Origin of the sequence: Nitrospira sp. KM1 (assembly GCF_011405515.1) — a bacterium.
Taxonomy (GTDB): domain Bacteria; phylum Nitrospirota; class Nitrospiria; order Nitrospirales; family Nitrospiraceae; genus Nitrospira_C.
Genome location: NZ_AP022671.1, coordinates 2,160,613 through 2,184,779 on the forward strand (window position 1 = coordinate 2,160,613; position 24,167 = coordinate 2,184,779).

Genomic DNA, 24,167 nt, shown 5'->3' on the forward strand with positions numbered 1-24,167 from the left:
GAATCACGTCGATTCTTTTCTCTTGCGGACACTACCATGTTGAATATCTCGAAGAGAGTCTCCGCCATACGACACAACCGGAGCTGATTCACAAGTTCGGGTATCCTCAACGACTTAAACGCCTCAAGAACGGCGACACGGTGTGGGAATATGATTTTCACGGGAGGCGGTCCGAGTGTGCGTCCTATGCCATCACGTTTGATGCGGATGAGATCCTGCGAGGCTGGACCCGGCGTGATTGTGCTCCCGACCGCACCGGTGCGATCAATCCAGGGCGATCTCAACACTCTTCACGCATATGCGCTCTTGCAACGTTTTCCTTAACTTGACTGGACGGGAGGACGCTGGCAAGACACAGTCATTCGATATCGATGCGGACGCTATCGAAACACTTGATACGTGATTTCCAAGAACGTGGCGAGGAAGATTCCGGTCTACTGCGGCTTCACCGAAGTAGTGCGGCCGGCGTTTTGTGAAGGCAATGACTCAGGTTCCTCATTGATCTTCAAACCGATTTCCTGCAAAGCTTTCGGATATGGGGCGCAGTATTCTTTTGATCGCGCGGGGGTCTGCTCATATTTTTCCAAACAACTCCGGTATGCTTTCACCAACAGCGTTGCTTCCTGATACACCGCAGTGGCAGCCTCAGCCTGGCGAAACGTCTGGCATTGAATGGCTACTTCCCGGTCTAAAATTGTTTCGCCGGACATCTTGGAGCATGTGACATCGATGTATTGATGCGGACTGTTGCAGGCAACAATTACAAACGCGAGCATGCCGGTGAAACCCGTTCCCAAAACCTTGCAAGTGTTGAATCCCACCCGCACATGGTCTCCCATCGTCATTACAGGAGCGGCAACATCGTGTTACGACCCGGTTAACTCTAATGGACCCTCTCTCCGACCAAGAACGTCAGATACCCGCGATGACGTTGAATGTTGCGTTTGGAAATGCGCTTTGCGCCCAAGCCGCCGCTTGCGGCGATCTACCCCAACCTTTTATCTACCTGCGGCAACCTACCGGTGGTTGGTAGAATATTGCATTGTCAGATGATAGAAGGATGTTTAACCAATGAGGTAATTCATGACTCTTCATTCAAGACGGGGGATAGGATCCCCTGCATCATTCCTGACAATTTGCAGCCTGCTCTGTGTCACTTCCTGCGTGACCGCATCAGAACAGACTCAATGGATTGAACCGGGGAAAACGACCAAAGCCGATGTCCTGAGCCGTTATGGCGAACCGGATCTTCTGCAAATGACCGAAAACGGACCTGTGGCCACGTATCGACCAACGGCCTCGAAGCATCCTTCCACTCCGGTTGAAATTCCGACGGTGCAACCCGGTCCCTTCGGAACCACTGTCACTACATCGAGGCCCGTTCAACGCTCAATGGATTCTGATGACCCTCCGTCCGTGAAGCGGGGGCTGATCGAGAAAGAAATTCATATCCGATACAACGAACAAGGGATCGTGCAGGAGGTCACCTACTGACCTCGCTCCATACCGAATAGTTCATGCCAATTTCCCGAACAGTTGTTTCGGCGGGCTCTTCTAGCCACTACAGTGGACAGCGATTTTTCCCACTCACCGTCGTCTCGGTGTCACCAAAAACAGGCATACTTGTCGCCGTCATTTTGTGCGAGAGTTTTCTCAACAGTCTCTGTAGATGCCTTTGTTCGCCCGTCTTCCGCAGTGACCGGCGCCCCCGGTTCGTTTTAACAGCTGTCCACAACGCTGAGGAGTATTTCCAGCGCGTCAAATCTATAGCATCATGTAGCGAGCAGAGGAGCGATCAGACGCCACTTCTCAGCTTATACCCGATGCCACGCACCGTGAGGATGAGTTTGGGCTTGGCAGGATTGTCTTCGATCTTTTGGCGAAGAGAGCAAATGTGAACATCAAGGGCATGCTGTTCCAATGCGTATCCTTCTCCCCACACACAGTTCAGCATATCTTGACGGGAAAAGAGACGGCTCGGCGACTCGAGGAAACACCGGAGGATTTGAAACTCCTTTGGCGTCAACTTCACCAGTTTCCCGTTCACTCGAACCTCATGCCGATCGAGATCCATTTGCACCCCGCCTGCTTGACATGAAGCAATTGGATGAAGCGAGGATTCCTTTCGACGAAGAATAGCCCGTACGCGTGCAACGAGTTCCCTGGTGGTTTGATTAAAGAGCACAAGATCCGCACCACGTTCCAAATCATCGATGTACTCGTCTTCGCTATAGGTCCGGGCTTGAGCGCCGACGGAAATGATGGGCATGGTTCTCAGCGCTTTATGCATGCGCAATTTGTCCACCGTGCAGACCTGGCGATCCGCTACGACTAACGCGAGAGAATCCTGTTGAATGGTCTCGAGGGTGCGTGCATTGGATGCTGCCAAAACCTCATAGCCGCATTCTCTAAAAATTCTTGTGAGAGAGGATCGAGAAGATTCGCTGTTCGTAATAATCAGAATCGTGCCCTTCGTTGCCGCCATGGAAGTCTGCATAGTGACCGTTTCCCGTTGCGCGAGCGGACTCTATAGTAGCGGACTACAGAGTTCATAGGAGGAAAGTTTTCATTAAGATGATGTTAACAGTGCGTAACATTAGAGAAGGTTGGAGGAAACCATGCCGCAATGCTAGCAGGTAGTGCCGGCGAAACATCTCTTCCATGAGGACGCAAGCAAGTTAACGTCGAATTAACGCACCATTGATCCTCAGGCAATCTGTGACGACTACCGTTTGGGGAGAAGCATCTCGTCTTCTTTCACATGGGAGTTCTTCATAGAAACAAATACATGAGCAGGCCACAGGTCACCATAGCACTCCTTGTCATCCTCATGGGCTTAGTCACAACCTTGCCTATGGTGTCTGCGCAATTAAAGCCGGACATAGACGCGAATATTCCCGCTTATCAACCTGTTGCCCCGATATCGGGGCACCTGCTGATTGTCGGCTCGGAAACGATGAAACCTTTAAGCGAAGCTTGGATCGCCGATATGCGAGCGTATTACCCGCTACTGACCGGGTCAGTTCAGAGCGGTGGATCGGAAGAAGGTCTGGCGCTACTCTTCGAAGGAAAGGCACCGGTCGCCGCCATGTCGAGAAAAATGCGATCTCAAGAGATCGTGGACTTTAAGAGAGAATTTGGATATGAACCGACGGAAGTGCCCGTGGGCATCGATGCACTGGCCGTCTATGTTCACAAGGATAACAAGTTGCCTGGCCTCACCCTAGCCGAACTTGACGCGCTGTTCTCCGACGAGAGGCGTCGAGGCCTTTCATATAATCTGCATCGTTGGACTGAGTTTTTGCTGGAAGGAGATTATCAAGAAGCATCAATTAAGCTTTATAGTCCAAATCGTCTTTCCGGTACGACCACGTTTTTTCGCGAACACGTCTGTAACGATGCGCCTTTCAAAAAACGGGTGGAAATCAAGGCAGGCCCGGCCTCGGTTGTGATGGCGGTGGCGCAGGATCGATACGGCATCGGATTTGGGGGAATCGGCTATCGGACGTCTGATGTACGTCCGGTACCGATCGCTTCGGTGGCCGGGGGACGGTACATCGAGCCCACATTTCAATCGGCAATGGAGGGGTCCTATCCGCTCCGTAGACCGCTCTACCTGTATATCAATCGGGCTCCTAAAAGCACTCTGTCCCCTGCCGTCGCTGAATTCGTGAAGCTGGCTTTGAGCTATCAAGGGCAGCAGGTGGTACTGGCCAAAGGGTATTACCCCCTTCCCACCTCCGACATCTCAAGACTGAGGGCGACATGGGCTCCTCCGATTCGTGCTGCTGCAGAAGACGGACCGCCAAAACTTCGTGACTGAGCACCCCATCCAGGCTACTGTTCGGGTGATGAGTCCGACAAAGACGCCTAGGTATATCGAGTGCTTCTCTGCCACCGTCTTTTTCGTGATCTATGCGACCATCAGCATGGGCTGTTCTCCCCGGCAGTTTACAACGCTGACGGTATACGACACTCCTCATGCCTTTGTTCGCTTGGAGGCTGATCGGACGATCACCAAAGGCAGTGGGCATGATCATCCCGCCACGATGGCCACGGACCAAATGGCCGCCGTGTTACGCGGCGTTATCCTTGAAGAACCCATGACTCGTTTCCCCCTCTATGATGATGTCAGTCAACCTCGCCGACACCATGTGTTCGACGACGGCAAGGTTGATTTTCTGGCACCCTTGCTTACTTTATCATTAGGGAAAGCCATGCCCGAAGAAGTGGTCACCTTTTATCTTTCGAAAGATGAGCCTGGAGGGAGCCGGGAAGTGACCTCCGGCGGAGTCTATGTGCAAGACGATCTCTTACATCTCATACTAGGAAATTATCGCTCATCGACGCACTATATTGCCGACATCGGCGTCGCCGATACAGCGGATGACCGATTGAGCCCGATGCTTCCTATTGCTCCGCAACAAGGCCGATTGGACTTCGAACCCCGTGCCGCCTTGCAATCGTCATCGTCGGCCAGCTGGAGTCGGTTATGGGAGCGCGATCCGAGGGAGATCGTCGTGCGATACCAACAACTTCCCGGCGGATCTGCCAGGTCAGGAGCTGCAGCGGTTCCGTAGGATGTCCGGTTCGTCCACTAGAAGTTCCACTGTAATTGGAATCTCAAAAGATTTCCTGTTTGCAGCTGATAGGGCGTCTGCGAACAGGGGACACCGAAGGTGGAAACGCCGCAGGCGCTAAACGGAAGCGCGTCAGGATTTGACGATGTCCGCTGCGTCCACGTGTACATGACCGTTAATTCGACCGCCCGGTTAAATTGGTATTCCAACCCCAGCTCCCATTCTCTGACTGAATATCTTGGGGCGTTCGCCTCGAACTTTTTCCCTCCGAAATATTCCTGGACCCTGAAGAATGGGAAAATATTTTTGCAGATGCTATCGCATCGATAGTTATAGAAAAACTGTAGATATCCGCCTCTCGTCGAGCCCATCACGACTTCCGTGCGGTCTTGATTGAGCTCCGGACCTCTGCCGATCATGTATTCAGCCTGAAATCCGAACGGTTGAGGATACAGCACGACGTGCCAGGCGACACGCTCGTCCAGATAATTGCCGCCGTTGGTTATGAGAGGATTTGTGGCAACTCCGCTGGTTAGGTTATTGAGTCCGACGACCGGCGTCGTCGATACCACATATTGGCCGGTATAGGCGTCCATGCCGATCTCGAGGATTTGCCCGTTGGAAAATTCATGCGGATACATGGTGTGGAAGACCACATGTTTGTTCTTATTGAGATCACGCGTGTTCGGCCCCTGGCCATTATAGATCCCGATCCCGAACAAGCCATAGTCACCGGATCCCTTGAGACCGCTTTCGACCAGGCGTCGAAACCGTTCACGTATGGTCGTCGGAGCGTAATACAGGAAAAGCCCTAAATCACGCTCGTTTTGTGCGCCTGAATTGATGGCATCATCCCGGTCCAATGCCAAACGATTCTGACTGGATTGCATGACTTCAAATCCGAACGGGACTTTTGACAGTCCGGCACGAATTCTCCACTCCTTATTTTCCGTCAAAAACAAATCCGCATAGAAATCACGAAGGACAGCCGTTTGCTCGGTCCCATTGACTACTCCGGCGAACTCAGGTTGCACATAGAAGAACACCCGTTCGTGAGGTTGCCCGCTGAAGATGACCCGCGCGCGGCGTAGAAAAAACTCATCGTTTTTCCCGATCGAACGGTCGCCCTGCGTGCTGACCAACGCATCGTTATTGATATTATGGTTGTAACGCAATTGTGTATACCCTCGGATGCTGATCTTTTCATACCAGCGCTCACGAACCGGGACATCGCCGACCCCGCGGCTTTCTTCCAAGGCCTTCGTTTCCCGCTTTTCCTCCTCGGCTTTCAGTTTGACCCACTGATCGATCGTGATCTGCTTGTTTTCCAGGAGAAGGTCCTCGAGTTGACCGGCTACCGATATACCTTCCGACATCCATGCACATGCCATCGCTATGCACACCCATACCCGGATCCCCCTGTTGCACCTGTTCATTCCACATTCTCCTCATTGCCAGGCACTCACCCGGCGGCGTGGGGAGAATATGAACGACCGATTACGGGGCTGTTACGATAGGTTCGAGGATGGGTTAACTTGCTATTGAAACGAAAAGATTACTGCATCATTTTGATCAGGGGATCTATGGCATAGGAGCTCACCGTAGTAGGCCTTTTAGGGGCATTTTCACAAGGGTTTGATCGGTCAGCGGTTTCCCCGTTCTTCCGGGACACTCTCCAACCTCCCCTGCAGCACAATTTCTTAGCGGATCGTTTCGAGTCCTGCCCGACTCCCCGGGATGCACCCTTTACGAACCGTGAGATTCGAACTGGGTGAGGAGCCACGGTTTAAGAGACAGCGCACACTCTGCTCCATCATCTAGACCGATAGTGGATGGTGACGTGGATCTGACCTGTCATCTGACAATTTAAAAGAATGATCCGCTCGAGATTCCTTTTCCAAGGTCGCAAGATCTGGCGCCCGGCGGCCACTTGCCGTCGCCTTCACTCAAGTGGCCACCGCCAGGTTGTAACCATTGGCATGACACTGCACGAGAGTTTTATTATGCCGAACACATTTGTCCGTTCCCCCATGACCGGCGAGCAATACCTGCTAGACCGATTATCCCGGTCGCAAAGAGCACGGCTGCGGCAGGCACAGGAACAGGAGGAGCCGACGCACCGGGGATGGTCAGCAACCCCGCCGAAGTCAACATCGCGGTGCCCAAATCCGTCACCGCCACATTTCCCTGGCCGCTGTTCTGACGACCGATCAGGTTGAGTAACGTATCGACTTCAGAAGAAGTCCGGACAGGGAATCCTCCGTTCATAGAGTTATTGCCTGACAGATTCAGAAAGCTGGTGAACGAAAACTGATCGGCCTTCGGAATGAGGGTTCGTGTATCGTTGATCGCGGCCAGCTGGGTTCCCCATGAAAACAGAGGATTCACAAAGTTGGTCGGAGCAATGCCAATCTTCTGGGCTGCCGTAAAGCTTCCCGCTACAAGGCTGGACCCAGCGACAAAACTTGTGGGTGCACTGGGAGGCGTTTGCGTGAACCCGAACAGCGTATACTGGAGAGGATTCGGGCCGGCCACACCCGACAGATCGATAGAGGTGGAAATACCCGCATTCGGCAAGCTGCCAATCGTCCCCACCTTCTGGACGAGTTCCGTCTCATTGCCGTAGACGGCCAAGACCAGGTCGCCTGAACCGAACTGAATCGCTTGCGCTTCACCGACCATCCCCGCCATCAGGACAATGGCTCCCAACGCCATGGCAACGGCACCTCCTCGGACGGAGGTGAACATACCCTTCATCGCCGTGAGCATTTGAGGACGTCGCTTCAGCCACGCCAACCCGATGCCCAACAACCCTGTGCTGTACATGTACACCGCGGCGGGAATTGCGACAGGGGCCGGCGCATCATTGACGACCGTGCCTTCAAGAAAGAACGAAGCGCGATTATTATACCCTCCGCGATCGCCTCCCCATCCGGCCTTACGGTCCCCGCCATCGTTGTCACCCCATTTCTTCTGCCCATAGCGGCTGCCACGGTCATCGTTGAGATCCTTGAAGAGATGCTTCCATGATAGAGAAAACTCCGAGGTCTCAGGATTGTAGAGTCCGGTTGCCTTCCCGCCGATGTTCCAGAGGCGGATTTCTCCCCCTTGTTTCTGCGCGAGAAAGAGAGAGGAGAGGTCCAGTGAGATCGAATTCCCGTCGATCGATGCGGTAGGTGCAGATGCACCCAGAATATTGCTGGTCAGGAGGCTGTACTTAGCTCCATCTTTTCGAAAGGAGCCTCCGATCTCTCCCCAGGATTGATACTCTCCGAGCTTGATCGTTCCTTCCCGGTTGAAGGACCGCTCGACCACGCGCTCCTGTTTCCCGTTCCAGTTCACTGCACCGCCGGTGAATTCGAGTTGCGTCACCAGGGCGGCGTCGGAAGGTTTGGCCATGCCGCCTCCGACAATCATCCCGACCGCGAGAACACTTGCCATTACCAGCTGTTTTCCGATACGCATGATGCTCCATCCTTTCTATCGGCCAACGCGCAGCGCGCGAGGCAAGGGTGAAATAGTGATGGCCGCATCGTCATCCAGGCCTGTTTCTTTCATGTTACAAGAAAGTTAATGAACGACGTACTTCTGATTACGTTTAACTCACGAAAATAAAACCTCGAAACTCGCCATCCAATCTCTACCGATCAGACAGAATAGAGTTAAGGTCGTTCTATATCGTGGCGGGAGCAATGCGACGCATCTTCTGACATTGCCGTGAACAGAAAGAGTCGACATCGGCTTCGATGATTTCACTCATCGCACCAACGACGACTTTGATCACTCCAGGCTTGAACAGGTCTATGGTCCGGGATCACATAATAGAAGGTGTGAATGTGCGAGTTCACAGAGACACCCGCGAAGACTCTGTCAGTTACAAGCACAGTATGGACGATCGCATCGTGCGCGAATGTTTACGTAGCATCGAAATGGAGCTGTCGGACGGAATAGGCTCCGGTTTGTCGTGCGCAGAGAATCCGCAGGCGATGAATGAGTATTCGCTGAAGTAGAACGCGCTTGGTGCTTGAGCACCAAGCGCCATGTTCTTCCTCACAATGGAAATACTACGTGACTGCTTGCAATGTGCGGGGTGATCTGAGCGGGCAGGGCGACCAATGATCTCGCGGCCGCCCTGCAATGATGGGGGAATACTATGCAGCGAACCGTCGCATACGTGCGGCAACAATGCCAGAGAGTCCGGTCAGAAAGAGACCGAACGCCGCCGGCAACGGCACGACTGCGACCTGCGCAGTACCATTCAGCGTGAACACGAGAGACGTCCAACCTTTTCCTGGGATTGGATTCGAGTCAATCCAACTGAGGTTCGCAAATGCGTTGGTGGAAGGATTAAATACACCCGTCGCCTCACCCCCAATATTGACCGACACTCCCGATCCGAGTCCCGGTCCGGTTAAGCCTGCCGACAGCGACGTCAGATCCGACGTAATCGTCGAACCGTTCGTGTTGCCGGTCGGCACAGGATTGGGACCGCTCGTGAACAATTGGAATGTATAACCTGCAACCGTGACGGGGGGAATGATGTTGGGCAAGGGTTGGTACTGGCCCATGACGATCGTTCCATTCTGGGTAAAATTTTCACTCAATACGGTCGTGCTGCCCAGTTTGAACGCCACCGATCCACCGGTGAAGTCGAGTTGCGTGACGAGCGAAGCGTAAGCCGAAGAAGCTGCCAGCCACAGAGCCATACCTGCGCAGGCGGCGAGTATCTGAGGCGGATTCCGAAAGAGATTCATGATGATCACCTCGTGAGAAGGTGGCAGACCACGCCAAGCGGGCCTGCCACCTCGGTCTTAGCGTTACTGACGGCAGGCCGTTTCTCCACCGCCGATGTAGCTGATGGGGCCGCGGTCTTGGTTCTTCAGCACGAACGATTCCGGAGTTGCCGCGCTGAACAATTTGACCCAGAAGCCGGGAAGCGGATTGTTGTCCACCATATTGGTGATCAAGCTATCCAGTTTGGCCTGAGTGCCAGCAACTCCCGTCAGGGTATCCAGGCTGGTCGTACGCTTCACGACATTCCAGTTGGCCCAGAAGGGATATCGCCCGCATGCCAGATCCAACTTTGATGCAGCAGTACCAGAGGGAGCCGACGCTCCGCCGATCTTCACCGCATAGGCGCCGCCTGTCAAACCGGGGACGCTATCGCTGTCGATATAACCGATCGAACTCGGATGAGTAGAGACGCAGGTCGCCATATTCCCGGAACCAGAATTGAATGGTTGACTCGGGAAATCCGTCTCATTCGCGTTAACAAAGAGCACTTCATCAGCCGTCGCCTTCGTTCCCGACCCTGCAGATCGAAGACACAGATCGATGGTGCTGGATCCGCCGCTGACTGCAAGACCAAGCGTGGTCCAATCCGTCACTGCCCCGGCAAAAATCTGCTCGATCTGTTCCCGAGTCAGACTCTGGAGCGGCTGCGGCGAGCCTGAGACGAATTGCCGCACGTTGCCGCCGACGATGATCGAGAACGGCACGCTCACGACCGGATTGCTGGACACTCCCGTCTCTGCCACAATTCCGGTTGCCCCGCCACCAGTCTGATGGAATGAGGCAGCCTGGACATCTGAGGCGCCCCAATGCACGTTCTGATTGGCCAGGACGACCGTAGAGCACACCCGCTGGTTGACATTTTTCCCACCGATGACAACCGTCGTCGCTCCTGCGCAGGTGGATGCGGCGGTGTTGATAAAGCTAGTCTGCTTGGGAAACGCACCTTGGTTGAGTTGATATCCGGCGATCGAGTTAAGTGCGTGGTACCGCACGATGAGATCGTCCGCTCCCCCGTTGGTCTTGCACTGCCACTCTGTTTCATTCGGTGGATTAGCACTGTCCTTGAAAAATGTCGGTACAGGACTCGCATCGCAGATAAACACCGGCGCCAGCCCGGCGTATTGCCGTCCGGCAGAAGATCCGGTGCCGTTGAGAACGATGGTCGCCGCCTGAGCCGATTCGGCGGCCAGCGCGAGGCTGACCATTCCGAGACAGGCCAAGGCCATTTTAGTGGTTCCGTTCATGTTGCACTCCTTTAGCAAGAAAAAATTTGTGATGTTGTCATTTCGACAATGTTTGCACTCTCACGCGGTCATGTTGAAAGACCGGCGGGCCACTCCGACCAGACCGATCATCCCTGTCGCGAATAACACGGCTGCAGCAGGGATGGGTACGGCTGAAATCGTAAACTGTCCGGCAGCGGTCAGCAGGGCCGTGCCGAGGTTGGCCAATGCCACGTTCCCTTGCGGGGCATTGTTTCGCCCGATGATATTGAGCAGCGTATCCACATCGGAAGACATGCGGACGGGGAAGCCGCCGTTCAGGCTGTTGTTCCCTGACTGATTGAGAAAGGTGCTGAATGACAATGCATCGGCCTTCGGAATGTTGAGCCGCGTGTCGTTCGCCGTCACCAGCTGGGTCCCCCATGACACCAACGGATTGACATAGTTGGTAGGAGTAATGGCCACCTTTTGACCCGTAGTGAACGTTTCAGCCGCAATGCTCGAGCCTGCGAGAAAATTGCTCGGAGCACTCGGCGGCGTCTGGTTGAATCCCAGCAGCGTATATTGAAGCGCGTTGGCTCCTCCCACTTGTGACAAGTCAATCGTCGTCGAGATCCCGCTTGCAATCCCTCCGATCGTTCCCACTTTCTGCACCAACTCGGTGTTGTTGCCATAGACAACCAATACCAAGTCCCCCGGTCCAAACTGTTCCGCCTGAGCCTCACTGCCCAACCCGGTCACCATGAGTGCAGCTCCCATCACGGCTGCAGCAGCGGCACGTCCGACGGATTTCAACGCTTTGCTATCTTGCATACTTCCTCCTTTGATTGAGCGGTCTCGAAGTTGACGACACAGTTTGTCATGGACTCTCTCACCGCAACTGGTGCTCTTGTCGTGGTCTCGCATGCTGATATGTACATGTGCTCTTCCTATTGGGCGCTGAAGACGCGGCGATTAATCATGAAGCAGTCCTCCACCCGTGATTGACCTCCTTTCGTATTCCTGGCAGGCAGGAAATCAATATGTCCACCTTCAAGACCCCTGGCCTCCCAACCGATTTACATTGCGTCGGAGAGGACCTTGATCCTCACTAATCTTTCAGACGCCGGCCGGCCAGAAGAAGTCTCATGCGTTCCGAGAAGAGTCATACCGGATATCGATTACGGGGAGATCAGGATAATTTGTTAAGAGGGTAAACAGTCCGTAAATGATTCGATCAAGAATGGATCACATGGAAGCGCAGGAGTTGATTAAGCCGGCGGGAAAAACTTTATGACGACGGTATGGTCCATGCCTTCTGGCGGCGGGCGCACTTGGGTCACCTTGGCTAGCGCATCGACGGCGGATTGATCGAATAGAAGACTACCGGACGAAGTCAGGAGACGGTACTGCAAGACCCGACCTTCCTGGTCCAGGACGAGTTCACAAAGCACGGCATATTCAAGGTCATCGGGGAGATCCGGCGGCTGTTGATATTTGGCCTGGATCATCGCCGTCAGGATGTCGGTGTAGCCGGCGAATTTACCGCGCCCTTTTCCGATCGCATACGGATTGGCATCTACCGGTGGCGCAGTGGGAGCATCGGACGCTTTCGGTGGAGGGGGGGCTTCTGCCGGGGGGGGCGGCGGTGGCGGCGGTGCTTCCTGTGGCTTGGGTTCCGGCTTGGGTGGTTCCGGCTCAGGTTCCTGTTCCTTTTCAGGCGGAGGAGGCGGCTCCTCCTTCTTGAATGCGTTGAGTTTGTAGACCTTGATAAGATTCTGTCCCCATTCCGTTTGCGACACCCAGTACAGTCCACCGCCGATCGCCAGATGTATGGCGCCGACAATCGCCAAGGTTGTCCCAAGTTTGCTTTTCTTTTGTTCGAATCCCCGATAACCGGCCATGATTCATATGCGTGATGGATTCAGAGTCTTCTGGGCGGCATCGGCTCCGGACGAGGATCCCATCATTTCCGACGGGACATCCAGCCCGTCCGCAGGCACACGGACGGCTCAACACTCTTCATGACTCATTGATGGGCTTCGTCGCAATGGCCAGGTCTTCAACAGGAACCCGCTGAAGAATGTCCAACACCGCGACGACATGTTTATATTCGACCCCGGAATCGCCGCGAAGCACCAACGGCAACTTTCCTCCCTTGGCCGCCTTGAGATCGCGAATGAGTTTTTCCAGATCCGTGATCTTGACGCGCTCTTCGTCCATGTACACGTCGCCGTTTTTTTTGACCGAGATGGTGGGCGTGCTACTTTCCATTTCCGTCTCGTGCGGCGTTGATTCCGGAAGTTTTAATTCTATCCCCTGCACCATTGCAGTGGTGGTAATGATGAAAATGACGAGCAGCACCCAGGCCAGATCGAGTAATGGGGTAATGTTGATGTCCGCAATGGCGCCATGGGATTTTCTGGAGATTCGTCTCATGCTCTTCTCGTGACGTTTAGGATCGGAGCATCGCCTAGTGAGCTGCCGCGCCCATCGAATCGCCTTCCTCTTGGCTGGCGCTCCTGGGCCTCATCGCTTCCAATTCTTCCTCGGCTGCTTCGAATTGATCTTTTGGCCTGAGATATTCCGTCATGAACACGGTCTCAAGATGCGCGCCGAAATTGTCCAATTCCATGGTCAACGTCTTGATTTTGGTGATGAGGTAGTTGTAGCAAAACAAAGACGGAATCGCGACCATCAGACCTGCAACCGTCGCGATGAGGGCAGAGGCCACCCCCGGCGCCATGGTGGTCAAGCTTGCCTGCTGGGCCCGACCGATACCGGAGAATGTATCCATGACACCCCAGACCGTGCCGAGCAATCCGACGAACGGCCCGCCGCTGATCGCCGTAGCCAGCACGATCAGCCCGCCTTCCAGGCTGACAGCAGCTTCGCCCAGCACCCGTTCCAACGCAATCCGGACTGCGCTCATTCCATGGTGGGGAATCTTCACCGTCCCATACTTTTCCTGCTGCACCTTCAGCTCTTCACAACCCCCGTAGTAGAGATCGTACATGGGAGAGCCTTGCAACTGCTTGATAGGGCCCTTGCTGAAAATGATCAGAGGACTCTTGGCTTTTGAATAATAGCCCAAAAACAGTCCATTCCGTTTTTTCGCTTTTTTCAACTGACGAAACTTATTGATGATCACCGTCCAGCTCACGAGCGAAAACAAGAGGAGCACTGTGATCGTGATTTTCCCCTCGAGCGTCGCATGATTGAGGGCAAATGCGACACCTCCCGAACTCATGTCCATACACGTTTCTCCTTAGCCGCCCGTCCGCGGCTTGGCCTCGACTTGAATAATGACTCCGTGCTTGGCTTTGATCGTCTGCGCCACCTTACGTGAATCCTTGTCTTTGTCGCCGGCCTTGGCCACCACCTGCTTGGCCTTGGCCTCGGCCTGAGCGGAACCAATCTCGGATGCGGCTTCTTTCACATCGTCGGTGGCCTTGATCGCACTGCTTGACGCAGCCGCAGTGGTCGACGTGGCGGCGGCTGACACCGACCCTGTGGTGCCGGTTAATCCACCAAGACTGCCGCCGCTGCTGCCGCTGCCGACGCCGCCGGATACTCCTCCTGCACTTGTTGTCGCAGTGAGCGCGCCGACAAAGCTTTTCCCGATGTCCCCCTTGATCGCTGTCGACGCGATCGTGACGCTCCCTTCAATGATCCCGCCTTGCAGATCGATGATCCCATTCGGCGAGAAGATTCCGATCCTGCGTCCTCGAATGCCCGCTTCGGGAACGATCACGTCCTTCTTTGCTGCATACATGGAAATGTTGCCAAGCTGGAGCGGTCGGATGAATCTTTCAACGGTCTGCAAGAACACAGGTTCCCGCTGTGCCAGCAGATTTGCTTGTTCCGTGCGGAGAGCCGACGCATCCCGCCCTAGGAACTCTTGCTTGAAGATTTCGTTCCCGAGCGCCCGGATTTGAGGGTCGTCAAACCGGGGAAACACAAGTTTGTCCCCAGGTTTCTGATCGTCAGCATGATAAGAAAACACGCCGCTCCCGGGGACATCGGCGACAAAGCTGCGGTCGGGGTTGACTGTGTTATCTGCGTTTTTTTCCAATACAACGAATTTCACGACGTCATTCCGGCTTCCGCTTCCCGCACTGATATTTCCATTGGTGGAGACAAGATTAATGTCACCGGCGCGATACAGTAAGTTTTGTAGGTCTCTTCCGCCAAAAGTGGCAATGCGAGATTTATCGACATCGATGTCGCCGGACGCCTTGATATCGATCGCCCCACCTCGAAGCGTGAGAATCCCAGTATCTCCCAGGGGAGATGGAATATTATTCCCGACCACTACCTTCCCGCCTGATGCTGTCACCATCGAAACATCAGCCGTTCTTGCCAGAAACGTCTGCCCTCCTCCAGCAAGAATCAGAACAGAGGTCGGCGTACCGTTGATGATCTTGTCGACGACCAGTGGCTGCCCTTCCACCCGAACCACTTGGACCCGCTCTCCATTATTGACAAATAGACTTCCGTTCCGCTCGACAAGAGACACGTGAAGCGTGGTCGGTCCTGCCAGGAGAGTCGCATTGTCCAACGATATTGGATTGCCGTCGAATAGTACTTCCGTCGAGACCAGTTCTCCCTTCAGGTTTTTTATAATCGCGAACGGCTTGCCTGATATCGGATCGAGCGTGCCGGCTTTGGTATCAGTCACTGTTTCGGTTCCAATGCCATGAATCGAAATGGTCGCCCCGTTGTGCGATATAACCCTGGACTGATCCATGATAAGGTCGCCCGCCACGGCGATGTCGACGAGCCCACCTTTGTTGTGCCCCAGACCAACTCTGAACGGCGCCGACCGGCTCTGGATACCGATGCTATCGGCAAGATCAAGTTTTCCTGCACCTGGTTCGTTGAGATCGTTCTTCACCTGAACACGGCCGGTCCCCGTGCCGATGAATGTAATACCCGTATTGTCCTGGAAGCCGTTAGGTTTTCTAAAATCCATATTGTGGCCGGCTGACACGACTGCCTGTATTCCCTGCGGGACGCCGATCTCGGCATTGATTTGAGCAATATCCTGCTTCGCCGAGATTGTGACTTGCTTCGGAAGACCATAGCTGGTGAAGTCAAAAGCCAATGTTTTGATGCTGCCCGTCCTGGATTCAACGGTGACCGGTACCGGAGCAATCGGTGAGACCGTGTCGAGGGTTTTAGACAAGATCGCTCCGAATTGTGCATCAAACGGTCTCGACGGAGTGGCATACAGGGCATCTATGAGCACCGCTGGATCTGTCTCCATGATACGTATCTGAGGAATACGCGAAGTGGTTTCGATAAAAGGCACCTGTTTCATTATGTCAGAAGGAATGCTGGGCAATGTCGGGAATGGTCGGTCGTCTTGGCGTTGAGATGGAGCAATCCATTTTCGATAAGGTGCATATTCAGCCTTAGTGTTTGCATCCACAATAGGAACGAGCTTCCAGCTTCCTTGTTGCACCTGCGCCTCAGTCCCAATAAAGATGAATACATAATTGGAATAATCCGGTTCCCTTATTGTCGTGGCAAGCCCTACTATGTCTTTTTGAGCCGATAGCGTGATCTTCCCGGTAGGCGATGGCCAAAATGTGACCGAGTTCTCGACCACGATGCGACCTGTCTCGGAATTAGCGCTGAACGAAGCTGGATACGTGGCTCGTGCTTGATCCCGATTCGAACCACTCGTTCCAGGTATGGGGACAGCGCGTGGGTTTAGGAAAATGTCGCCTTTGGCAACAAGATTAACTTGATTGGAAGGGTCATAGGTAAGGCGTTGATCTGGATGCCCAGGCCACCCAATGAGCACACTGACATCTCTGATATCCGATAAACCTTTGTCCTGAATTCTTCCGAGATATATGTTCTCTCCGGCGGAAAGATTGATGGTACCACTTGCCAGGGTAAAGTTCGCATACTCATCCGCATCGCTGTTACCGATGCCCTTTATTGCTCCACCGATATTGCCTCCGGTCGTCACATTCGCAACGCCGTTCGTCAGCACGAATCCTGGTCCAGTCACGAAACCAGAAACCCGACCGCCGATGAAATTTTTCTCCGCGTCGATGGTTAAATTCCCAGGGCCTTCCAGCCTGATCCCTTTGAGAAACTTTCCAGTTTGATCCAAAGCGCTCGCGCTCACGATGTCGTTTTTCGCAATGAGCGTGATGTCGCCGCCCGTCGATGGAGTGCGGACAGTGGACAAGCTCCCACCCAGGCTATCGATGAGCTTGATGCTGCCATTAGGAGCAAACAACGAAATGTTACCTCCCGCTCCTGGTGTGGAACTCCCTATATAGTTCGCCCCAGTTGCAATGGTCGAGTTGGTAAGTAGCACATCCCCCTGCTGAGCGATCCCAATATAGTCCCACTTCGCCGTCCCGCTATTGATCAACGTCGCGTTCACAAATTTCAGATCCTTGCCGGCGGTGAACGTAAGGGTGCGAGAAGTGACGGCTGGAGATTGCCAGGCCTTCAAGTCATAGGAGCCGGTCACGGTCAAGTCTGTACCCGCAGGCGAGCGGAACTCGACTTCAAAAGCGCCGCTGTTTTCGAAACTCACGAATTCTCCCGGTCCCACGGTCGATGTGGCGACTGTCGGATCGATTAAGAATCGGCCGCCACGAAATCCCGTTGCAGTATTTCCCAGAAACTGACCACCAAGCTTTACAGATGCGGCGCTCACCTCTGCAAATCCACCGTCCCCTCCCAGCTTGCCACCGGATACGTCAACCACCGCGCCCTTTTCAAACGACGCCGTGCCGGTCTTCAAATCGGCGATGGCTTCAATGGTCCCCCCTTGCGATACTCCGGCCATGTCGCCCCGTGCAATTGTCCGACTCCCGTCCCGGAGGGTCACCGCTTCGCTCGCGAGCAACTCGATCTTTCCGTTCCTCTCTCTCACCGTGTTGGCCTGGATAAGGCCGGCCTGATTGACAACCCGCCCGGCCAATGTGACCTGCCCCCCGTCGGCGACGATCTGCTTGAGATTCACTGCCTGACCAACCGGCGCCGTTATTTCAGCAAGAAACCCGCGACCGTCCGGGCGATTGGATAGGTAGGCGGTCTTCCCCGCACCCAGAACCACATTGCCCCCGGGACTCGTGAGCACGCCGCTGTTTTCCACGTTCGGCGCGAGGAGGTAAATGCCATTAGGAGCGTGGATGGCTCCCGCATTCTTCACCATGCCTTCGAGACCGCCTCCTTCAAAGAGATAGTGCCCTCGAAGAAAATTCGCGTCCGACATATGCAGGGAAGAGGCCACGAACCCGGCTGCATTGACCTGCGCGTTGGGTCCAAAGATGATCCCATTCTGATTCATCAGGATGACTTGGCCGTTGGCTTGTAACTTCCCGAATATCTGACTTGGGTTTTGGTCGAAGATTCGATTCAACGCAATCGCATTGGCGTTGGGTTGGACAAACTGCGTCACTTCGTTGGGGGCGATGTTAAATTGCTGCCAGTTGATGATGGCCCGTTGAGAGGCTTGCTGAACGGTCACATGAGACGTCCCGAGGCCGGAAATCGCAGCCTGCCCCGCCACCACATTTGGATTGACCGGATTGGCGCCCGCGAAGGGAGCAAAGAACAGTTCGCTCAAGAGCACTGAGATCATGAACATCGAGAGCCGCTGATTCCATGTTCTACACATACGTATGCTCGTCCTAAAAAGCGACGTTGACGGAAAAGTGAACGAACGTATCTCCCTTGTTCGTAAACGCCGTTTGCCGTAAGGCCCAGCCCTGATCGAGCTTTAGTTCGCCATAATCTTTTGGAAACTTCACTCGGATGCCGGCACCGACGCCCTCGAGATCAAACCGGTTCTGCTGGCCGGGCTGTGCCCGATCGACCCACAATCTGGCGCGATCGTAGAATGCAAGAGCACGAAATCGGAACAGGTAGTCGGCGCTTTTTTTTCGCTGCCAGAATCTGTCGATCGGGATCTCAAACAGTTCAGGAGTGTTCAGTTCCACACGAGCCCGCACCGCACTGTCCCCGACGGTTTCGTAGTTGTCGTATCCACGCACGGTATCCATCCCGCCTGCGAAATATTGCTCCGCGGGAGGCAGCGGCTCGCTCGCCCATTGGCCGTCCAGATGCAGGAACAGGGAAAACTCTTTGGGAAGAATCTGTGTCCGCTCCAGCACCGGTTGCAGTGCGACGAACGTCCCGGTCGAACCACGTCGGACTCCTGGCTTGAAATCTGGTTCGCCGGGCTGGCCGGTACCGGCAAAATCTTCCTTCGATCCCCCCGGAATCATTCCCGCGACGTATCCCTTGATCGCAAAGGCAAGCTTGCTCAATCCATAGTCGTCTGGAATCAGCCCGGTATAGCCGGCGGACATGGGCGTATATTGGATTTCACTCAAGACCGTGACGGTTCCAATGTCCTCGGGAAACGTGCCTTCGGTTCTATCCAAATGCTTGTAATCCATTCCAACCGATAACTGGTGCGATCCCTTGTCGAGTTTGGTAATCGGGAACATGTACCGGAATCCTGCAATGGTGGCATTGCCTGCAATAGAGAGATCGCCGGTTCCTCCGGTCGGAAGGGTCAACCCGGCCAGCACGGAATTGCTGATGGACTTTGACGCGTAAATTGCCAGCAACTGACTCGGCCAGACGATCGGGGTGACAAAGCTCACTCCATAATTTTGCACTCTTCCCCAGTCCGTCGGGGTCTGGACAGTTGTAACGGAAAGGATCTCGTCTCCTCCGAAAAGATTGGCGTGTTGTACTTCAGCGGTAATGCGGTCTCTCGGCGTCGTGATGGGACCTTTGTTGTCGGCTTCCAGCCGAGCGTGTACAGGAAGACGATCTTTCACCTTGAGCTCAAGATTGACGAGCCCGGGCGCGTTTCCCGGCTTGAGCACGGTGGCAATTTTCAGGTCGGGATTGGCATTGGCCGCATCCAACTCCTTCATGACGGCCGGTTCGTATAGCAGCGCTTCGTGCTTGAGCGAAGGCAGCTTCCCGAGAATATTCTGTTTGGAATAATGCTCGTTGCCCACCACGGCAATAGACCCGAGACGACCCTCCACCACTTGAAGCTTCACGATGCCCTGCTCGATCGTCTGTTCGGGGATGGTCACCGTCACGGTCGGATAGCCTGCAGTGCCGTATGCTTTTTCGAGGTCATTCCGTGCCTGTTCGATATCCTTGATCGTGAGTCCGTTTCCCTTATATTTTCCGAGAACCGACTCGACTTTCTCTGAAGTGAAAATGGTATTGCCTTCCACGACATAGCGATCGATTGTGAAACCCTTGACATCCGGTGCCGGCGGAGCCGATTCAGTACCGGCGGGAGGCTCCTGCTTTTCCGGTTTGCCGGGATTCGTCGACGGAGTCTGAGAGGATTGAGCGAGCGTTTTGTCGCCGGTGGTGCGAACGGAATCTGAAGTGGTCTTCGCGTCGCGCGCCGTCGCTATACCAGGATATGCCAGACATTCAATCATCATGAAACCACAGCAGAGTCCGGCCATCATCCATGTGGACACCCTCCCCGTTCTCCCGTACTACGGCCGACGCGCCGACTGAAGATCGTTCCGCGGCCACGATGCCGGCGTCTTCACTAACGACCGGCTGACGACCCCCCAGCCACGCACACAGACCTACCGGCAGTGTGTTACGTGAATGTTATCGAGCGATTGGAGGGCGGTTAATTTGGTTCAGGGACGGGAAGAAGCGAACCACATGCCGTCACTTCGAGTATGATGTCGTCCTTCCTATGTCGGAACGAAGGATTCCTTGATGCGCATACTCAGAACATTTCGAGGAGCGACAAGTCGTCGCCTCATCGGCGCAGCATATGGATTGGTGATGACGTTTGTTCTTGCTCATTCGGTTAATGCCTTTGTCGCCTATTTGATCGAAACACCGGCATATGAACCGATCATGCAATCAACTCCATCGAAGGCTTCAGTACACTCGGCCGATCCCAATGTCCTGGCAAAAGGGATCTTGCTGGGCGGTCTCTTCGCTGTAGCGCCGCATCAACAACTGTTTGAAGCGGGTGGTGGCGGAACCACCACGGCGCCGCCTCCTCCTTTGAACGTGTCACAGAAGTTATCGCTCATCGGCATCGTGCAGAAAACATCCGCGGGAGGACTGGTCATTGTGGAGGAACTTTCTTCCAAAAAGCAGACCCTGTTCCATCTCGAGGACACCGTTCCTGAGATTGGGATGATCGCGGAGATACAAAAAGATAAGGTACTTTTTCGCCGGGGTGCTCAGGAAGAATGGTTGCACTTGGAACTTGCAAAACTCACCGTGCCGGCTCTTCCGCCCAAGCCGGCGACGGCGATGTCAGTCCGTGCAAGACGCTTGGGCGATGTCCGGACGGTCGATCGTCGAGAGTTACGTCAGGCGATAGAAGATCTTCCGCGGTTGTTTCAACACGCTCAACCGGTCCCCGAATTCATCGGCAACCGATTAGACGGTTTCCGACTTGAACAAGTTAATTTTTACGGTTTCTTTGGAAGACTTGGGCTGCAGACGGATGACGTCCTGAAACGGATCAATGGGGTCGAGATTCGCGATCCTTCCATGTTAGTCGCCGGCCTGCAGCACATGAAGGACGAACGGTCTGTCACAATCGATTTCCTCCGAGACGGAACGCCCCTCACCTTTTCCTACGAAATCCGCTAACACGCCGATTCTGAATTTACTGAACGTTAATCTATGCGTAATGGGAGCGTCATGCCGTAAAGGCACTGTCGCCCCGCGTCGTTGGCTGAGCACTGCAATTCTTGTCTCGTTACGGAGTGAACACACGGCTTATGAATCGTGGCCTGGTCTGCATTGTCATAATATACGCTCAAATCCTGATGTTCTGGATTCCACGCGTCTCAGCCGAATGGTACGTCGCAGGGTACGGAGGATGGAGCGCCCCACAATCTCTGAAGGATGTGACGATGAATACGCTAGGAGATCGGCTGGCTCAACAGCAATTCAGTTCCTTCCTCTGTCCTGGTTCTGCCTGCGATACGACAGGCGGTAAAGGTCTCGGCCAAGTGACTCAGAATTTTCAGGCTACAAACATTGCGCTCAAGTCTTCTGCAATTGTGGGCGGAAAGGCGGGGTACTTTTTCAAGGAAGAGGGCTTCAGTTGGTTGGGGGTCGAAGTCGAGGCGTTTACGACCACCCCCACCATTAAAAACCAGTCTATTACGACTGCTCAAGGAATTGTGTATACGCCCTTTCAGCAGCCGCCTACCGTATCTATCAATGGTGGCTGTCAGGGAGCCATTGGTAGCTGTGCGGAGTCCGTGTACCGCCAGGGCACTCTTCAATTGACCGAAAGCCGTATGCGGCTGATCACCGTGGCATTCAATGTGGTTGCACGCTATCCGGGAAAAGTATTTCAGCCTTATGTGGGCGTTGGAGCCGGCGCGTTTTATTTTTCGAGCACCGGTCAAATCTCCGGGCGACAGGTTGTACCGGGGCTCAATCTCTCCACAGGAATTAAAATTCTCCTCACGGAAACCTGGGGTTTGTTCTTGGAAGGCAAATATAATCGGGCAACGTTTTCCAATCTCGACCCTAATTTCGGATTGAGCGGTGAATATTCGGCATTCAATGGCATTGGCGGCATTGCCTACCACTTCTAATCGCCATCAACTGATGGCGAGTTGCTCCGGATCGATGGATGATCGACCAAATACAATGATTCAAATAAAGCCGGCGAAGATAAGCGATCTCGTAGTGGGATGAGCGGACATCGCAATTGCGCGCGAAGGTCTTATTAGCAGACTAGCCCTCCCGCGGGTTGTCATTGATAAGATGGCACTTTCCTTGATGCGGTAATTTCAGAACCGCTACTGTGTTGGAAGTGCACTTCTGCTACCACAGCCAAACACTATCCTATGCCATCAAGAAGATCGTTCTCGGTGTTTCATAGCATTGCGCGCACCGTTCCCCGCCGCCCTCCGCGAGAAGCCTTGCGAACAGTGACCTCTACATCTTGACCCAGCAGAGAAAGAAAATGCACAAGACGTTCGATGGAGAATCCGGCCATCCGGCCTGCCAAGAGCTTTGATACCTTGGCTTGGTCGATGCCTAGCTGAGCCGCTGCTTCCACCTGCTTCCATCCTCGCCTCTTGATCGTTTCCTGAAGCGCCCGAAGCAGGCTGCTTTTCAGGATGAGTTCAGCGGACTTTTCTTCGGAAAATCCCAAATCTCGAAACACATTCCCGCTCCCTTTGGTGACTGTCGCACGTGTCATATCACAATTGGCATACTGGCAAGGGCACGCTGACTTTTGGCTGTTTGATTGGATAGCAGCGGGCCTCCGAGTCCGAAATATCACATTTCTGGCGCAGACAGCCCGCTAGTACATCGCCATGATACAAAATCCTAAACTCTATCGACTCAATAGACTCGATAGAGTCTTCGGGATCAATTGAAAAAGTGGGAAACGGAGAAACCGCTGACCGATCAAACCCTTGTGAAAATACCCCTGAGCGGCCTCTTAATCAGCGGACCGTAGGTTCGACCCCGATTGTTCCAATTGCAGCGGGTTCTGAGATTCTGTGACTTACTCTCAGGTTGCATCGGTTAAGGGATCCGATGTGTTTTAGCACAAAACTGGCGCAGAACGGCCTTGGCGTATCGCTCTGAACGCCAAATCTCCATATTGTAAAGATATGAATTCCGGCATTTGCGAAGCCGTGATCACATCAAGGCCATCAGCGTTGGCTTCTAGATTTGGGATCTTAACATTCCCATTCCACTCATCTTACGACCAGTACTGAGCAGGTGGCATGTCGTACGACGCGGGTCGACACACTCCCGAGAAGCATCCGCCGGATAGCACCTAATCCCTTCGCGCCGGTGACAATCAGATCCGCCTTTGATTCTTGGGCAGCCTTCAGAATTTCGACCGCGGGTTTTCCGACTCGGACAGTCGATTGCACGGCAAATCCTGATTTAAGGAAGAGAGCGGCGCCTGTCTTTACGACGGATCTGCCGATCTCCGGGTATTCCAAAGCGGGAACCGTATACACAAGGCTCACGGCTATCGGCTTACTGCGACCGGTTCGTGAAGGCGCCGAGAAGGTTTTCACGATATATTGGATAGCTTTCGTTGACGAAGGCGAGCCGTCAGTCGCAATGAGAATCCGTTTAATGGACCGAGGCGCTTCTTTTACGACGAGAACGGAGCAGGGTGCATGGTGGATAGCATGTTCGGAGACGCTCCCCAACATGAATCTGTCGATTGAATCAAGGCCGCGAGATCCAATTGAGAGGAGGCCATAACCTCGATCCGCGTGCTTGGTAATGGTAGCGGCCACGGGACCACGCTCGATCATGACGCCGCCACGTAAATGTAATGACTTTAACAAAGTCGCAGAGCTTTTCCGGGTAGTCTTTGCGGTGCGTTCGAGGCGTTCGGCCTCGGCACGTATGTAGTGCTCCGTGCCGGCAACCATCGGTTGAACTAAGAAAGGTGCGCGTAGGCTTGCCAGATCAACGACGTGGAGGACTCGAACCGTCGGGGGGGTGATGAACGGCAGGCGGGCCATCCATTCGATTGCCCATTGTCCATGTTTTGATCCATCCGTGGCGACAAGAGTCTTCATTCTTGATT

General features: G+C 54.1%; 19 protein-coding genes. 5 read left to right on the forward strand and 14 right to left on the reverse strand.

The genetic code is table 11. The annotated features are described in order from the left end of the window. Window positions 1–434: 434 nt before the first annotated feature. Window positions 435–845, reverse strand: coding sequence for a hypothetical protein (locus W02_RS09940; RefSeq protein ID WP_173047237.1), 411 nt, complete (start codon window positions 843–845; stop codon window positions 435–437). A gap of 238 nt (window positions 846–1,083) precedes the next feature. Between W02_RS09940 and W02_RS09945 the strand changes: the two genes are divergently transcribed. Then, complete coding sequence (locus W02_RS09945; protein ID WP_173047239.1) at window positions 1,084–1,494, forward strand: hypothetical protein; 411 nt, start codon at window positions 1,084–1,086, stop codon at window positions 1,492–1,494. A 301-nt stretch (window positions 1,495–1,795) separates the two neighbouring features. On the opposite strand, the gene W02_RS09950 is transcribed toward W02_RS09945, so the two are convergent. Next, window positions 1,796–2,485 (reverse strand): response regulator transcription factor, encoded by a 690-nt coding sequence (locus W02_RS09950; protein ID WP_173047241.1) that lies wholly within the window; start codon window positions 2,483–2,485, stop codon window positions 1,796–1,798. Between the two features lie 303 nt (window positions 2,486–2,788). Here W02_RS09950 and W02_RS09955 point away from each other — a divergent pair, with 303 nt between their 5' ends. Next, on the forward strand, window positions 2,789–3,823 hold the full coding sequence (locus tag W02_RS09955; protein WP_173047243.1) for a PstS family phosphate ABC transporter substrate-binding protein: 1,035 nt from the start codon (window positions 2,789–2,791) through the stop codon (window positions 3,821–3,823). A gap of 28 nt (window positions 3,824–3,851) precedes the next feature. Next, a complete protein-coding gene (locus W02_RS09960) occupies window positions 3,852–4,580 on the forward strand; it encodes a hypothetical protein (RefSeq protein ID WP_173047245.1) in 729 nt (242 codons plus the stop codon). Window positions 4,581–4,597: 17 nt separating this feature from the next. On the opposite strand, the gene W02_RS09965 is transcribed toward W02_RS09960, so the two are convergent. The 10 genes from W02_RS09965 to W02_RS10010 form a co-directional block, all read right to left on the reverse strand. Then, entirely contained in the window at window positions 4,598–6,016 is a 1,419-nt protein-coding gene (locus W02_RS09965; protein WP_173047247.1) for a porin, read from the reverse strand. A 565-nt stretch (window positions 6,017–6,581) separates the two neighbouring features. Next, entirely contained in the window at window positions 6,582–8,045 is a 1,464-nt protein-coding gene (locus W02_RS09970) for a hypothetical protein (RefSeq protein WP_173047249.1), read from the reverse strand. A gap of 686 nt (window positions 8,046–8,731) precedes the next feature. Further along, on the reverse strand, window positions 8,732–9,334 hold the full coding sequence (locus W02_RS09975; RefSeq protein WP_173047251.1) for a hypothetical protein: 603 nt from the start codon (window positions 9,332–9,334) through the stop codon (window positions 8,732–8,734). A 63-nt stretch (window positions 9,335–9,397) separates the two neighbouring features. Further along, on the reverse strand, window positions 9,398–10,618 hold the full coding sequence (locus W02_RS09980; RefSeq protein ID WP_173047253.1) for a substrate-binding domain-containing protein: 1,221 nt from the start codon (window positions 10,616–10,618) through the stop codon (window positions 9,398–9,400). A 60-nt stretch (window positions 10,619–10,678) separates the two neighbouring features. Continuing rightward, window positions 10,679–11,410, reverse strand: coding sequence for a VPLPA-CTERM sorting domain-containing protein (locus W02_RS09985; RefSeq protein WP_173047254.1), 732 nt, complete (start codon window positions 11,408–11,410; stop codon window positions 10,679–10,681). 437 nt (window positions 11,411–11,847) lie between these two features. Then, window positions 11,848–12,480: a TonB family protein gene (locus W02_RS09990; protein ID WP_173047256.1), complete on the reverse strand. Its 633-nt coding sequence runs from the start codon at window positions 12,478–12,480 to the stop codon at window positions 11,848–11,850. Window positions 12,481–12,598: 118 nt separating this feature from the next. Continuing rightward, on the reverse strand, window positions 12,599–13,015 hold the full coding sequence (locus W02_RS09995) for a biopolymer transporter ExbD (RefSeq protein ID WP_173047258.1): 417 nt from the start codon (window positions 13,013–13,015) through the stop codon (window positions 12,599–12,601). 34 nt (window positions 13,016–13,049) lie between these two features. After that, a complete protein-coding gene (locus W02_RS10000; RefSeq protein WP_173047260.1) occupies window positions 13,050–13,832 on the reverse strand; it encodes a MotA/TolQ/ExbB proton channel family protein in 783 nt (260 codons plus the stop codon). Between the two features lie 12 nt (window positions 13,833–13,844). Next, complete coding sequence (locus W02_RS10005; protein WP_173047262.1) at window positions 13,845–18,230, reverse strand: filamentous hemagglutinin N-terminal domain-containing protein; 4,386 nt, start codon at window positions 18,228–18,230, stop codon at window positions 13,845–13,847. 13 nt (window positions 18,231–18,243) lie between these two features. Continuing rightward, window positions 18,244–20,037 (reverse strand): ShlB/FhaC/HecB family hemolysin secretion/activation protein, encoded by a 1,794-nt coding sequence (locus W02_RS10010; RefSeq protein WP_173047263.1) that lies wholly within the window; start codon window positions 20,035–20,037, stop codon window positions 18,244–18,246. Between the two features lie 292 nt (window positions 20,038–20,329). Here W02_RS10010 and W02_RS10015 point away from each other — a divergent pair, with 292 nt between their 5' ends. After that, window positions 20,330–21,226, forward strand: coding sequence for a type II secretion system protein N (locus W02_RS10015; protein WP_173047265.1), 897 nt, complete (start codon window positions 20,330–20,332; stop codon window positions 21,224–21,226). A 266-nt stretch (window positions 21,227–21,492) separates the two neighbouring features. Then, window positions 21,493–22,188, forward strand: a complete 696-nt coding sequence (locus tag W02_RS10020) for a hypothetical protein (protein WP_173047267.1) — start codon at window positions 21,493–21,495, stop codon at window positions 22,186–22,188. 284 nt (window positions 22,189–22,472) lie between these two features. Here the strand turns inward: W02_RS10020 and W02_RS10025 are convergent, their stop codons facing one another. Both W02_RS10025 and W02_RS22135 read right to left on the reverse strand, forming a co-directional pair. Next, on the reverse strand, window positions 22,473–22,802 hold the full coding sequence (locus W02_RS10025) for a helix-turn-helix domain-containing protein (protein WP_173047268.1): 330 nt from the start codon (window positions 22,800–22,802) through the stop codon (window positions 22,473–22,475). Window positions 22,803–23,310: 508 nt separating this feature from the next. Further along, window positions 23,311–24,159, reverse strand: coding sequence for a universal stress protein (locus W02_RS22135; RefSeq protein WP_173047270.1), 849 nt, complete (start codon window positions 24,157–24,159; stop codon window positions 23,311–23,313). Between the last annotated feature and the right edge of the window lie 8 nt (window positions 24,160–24,167).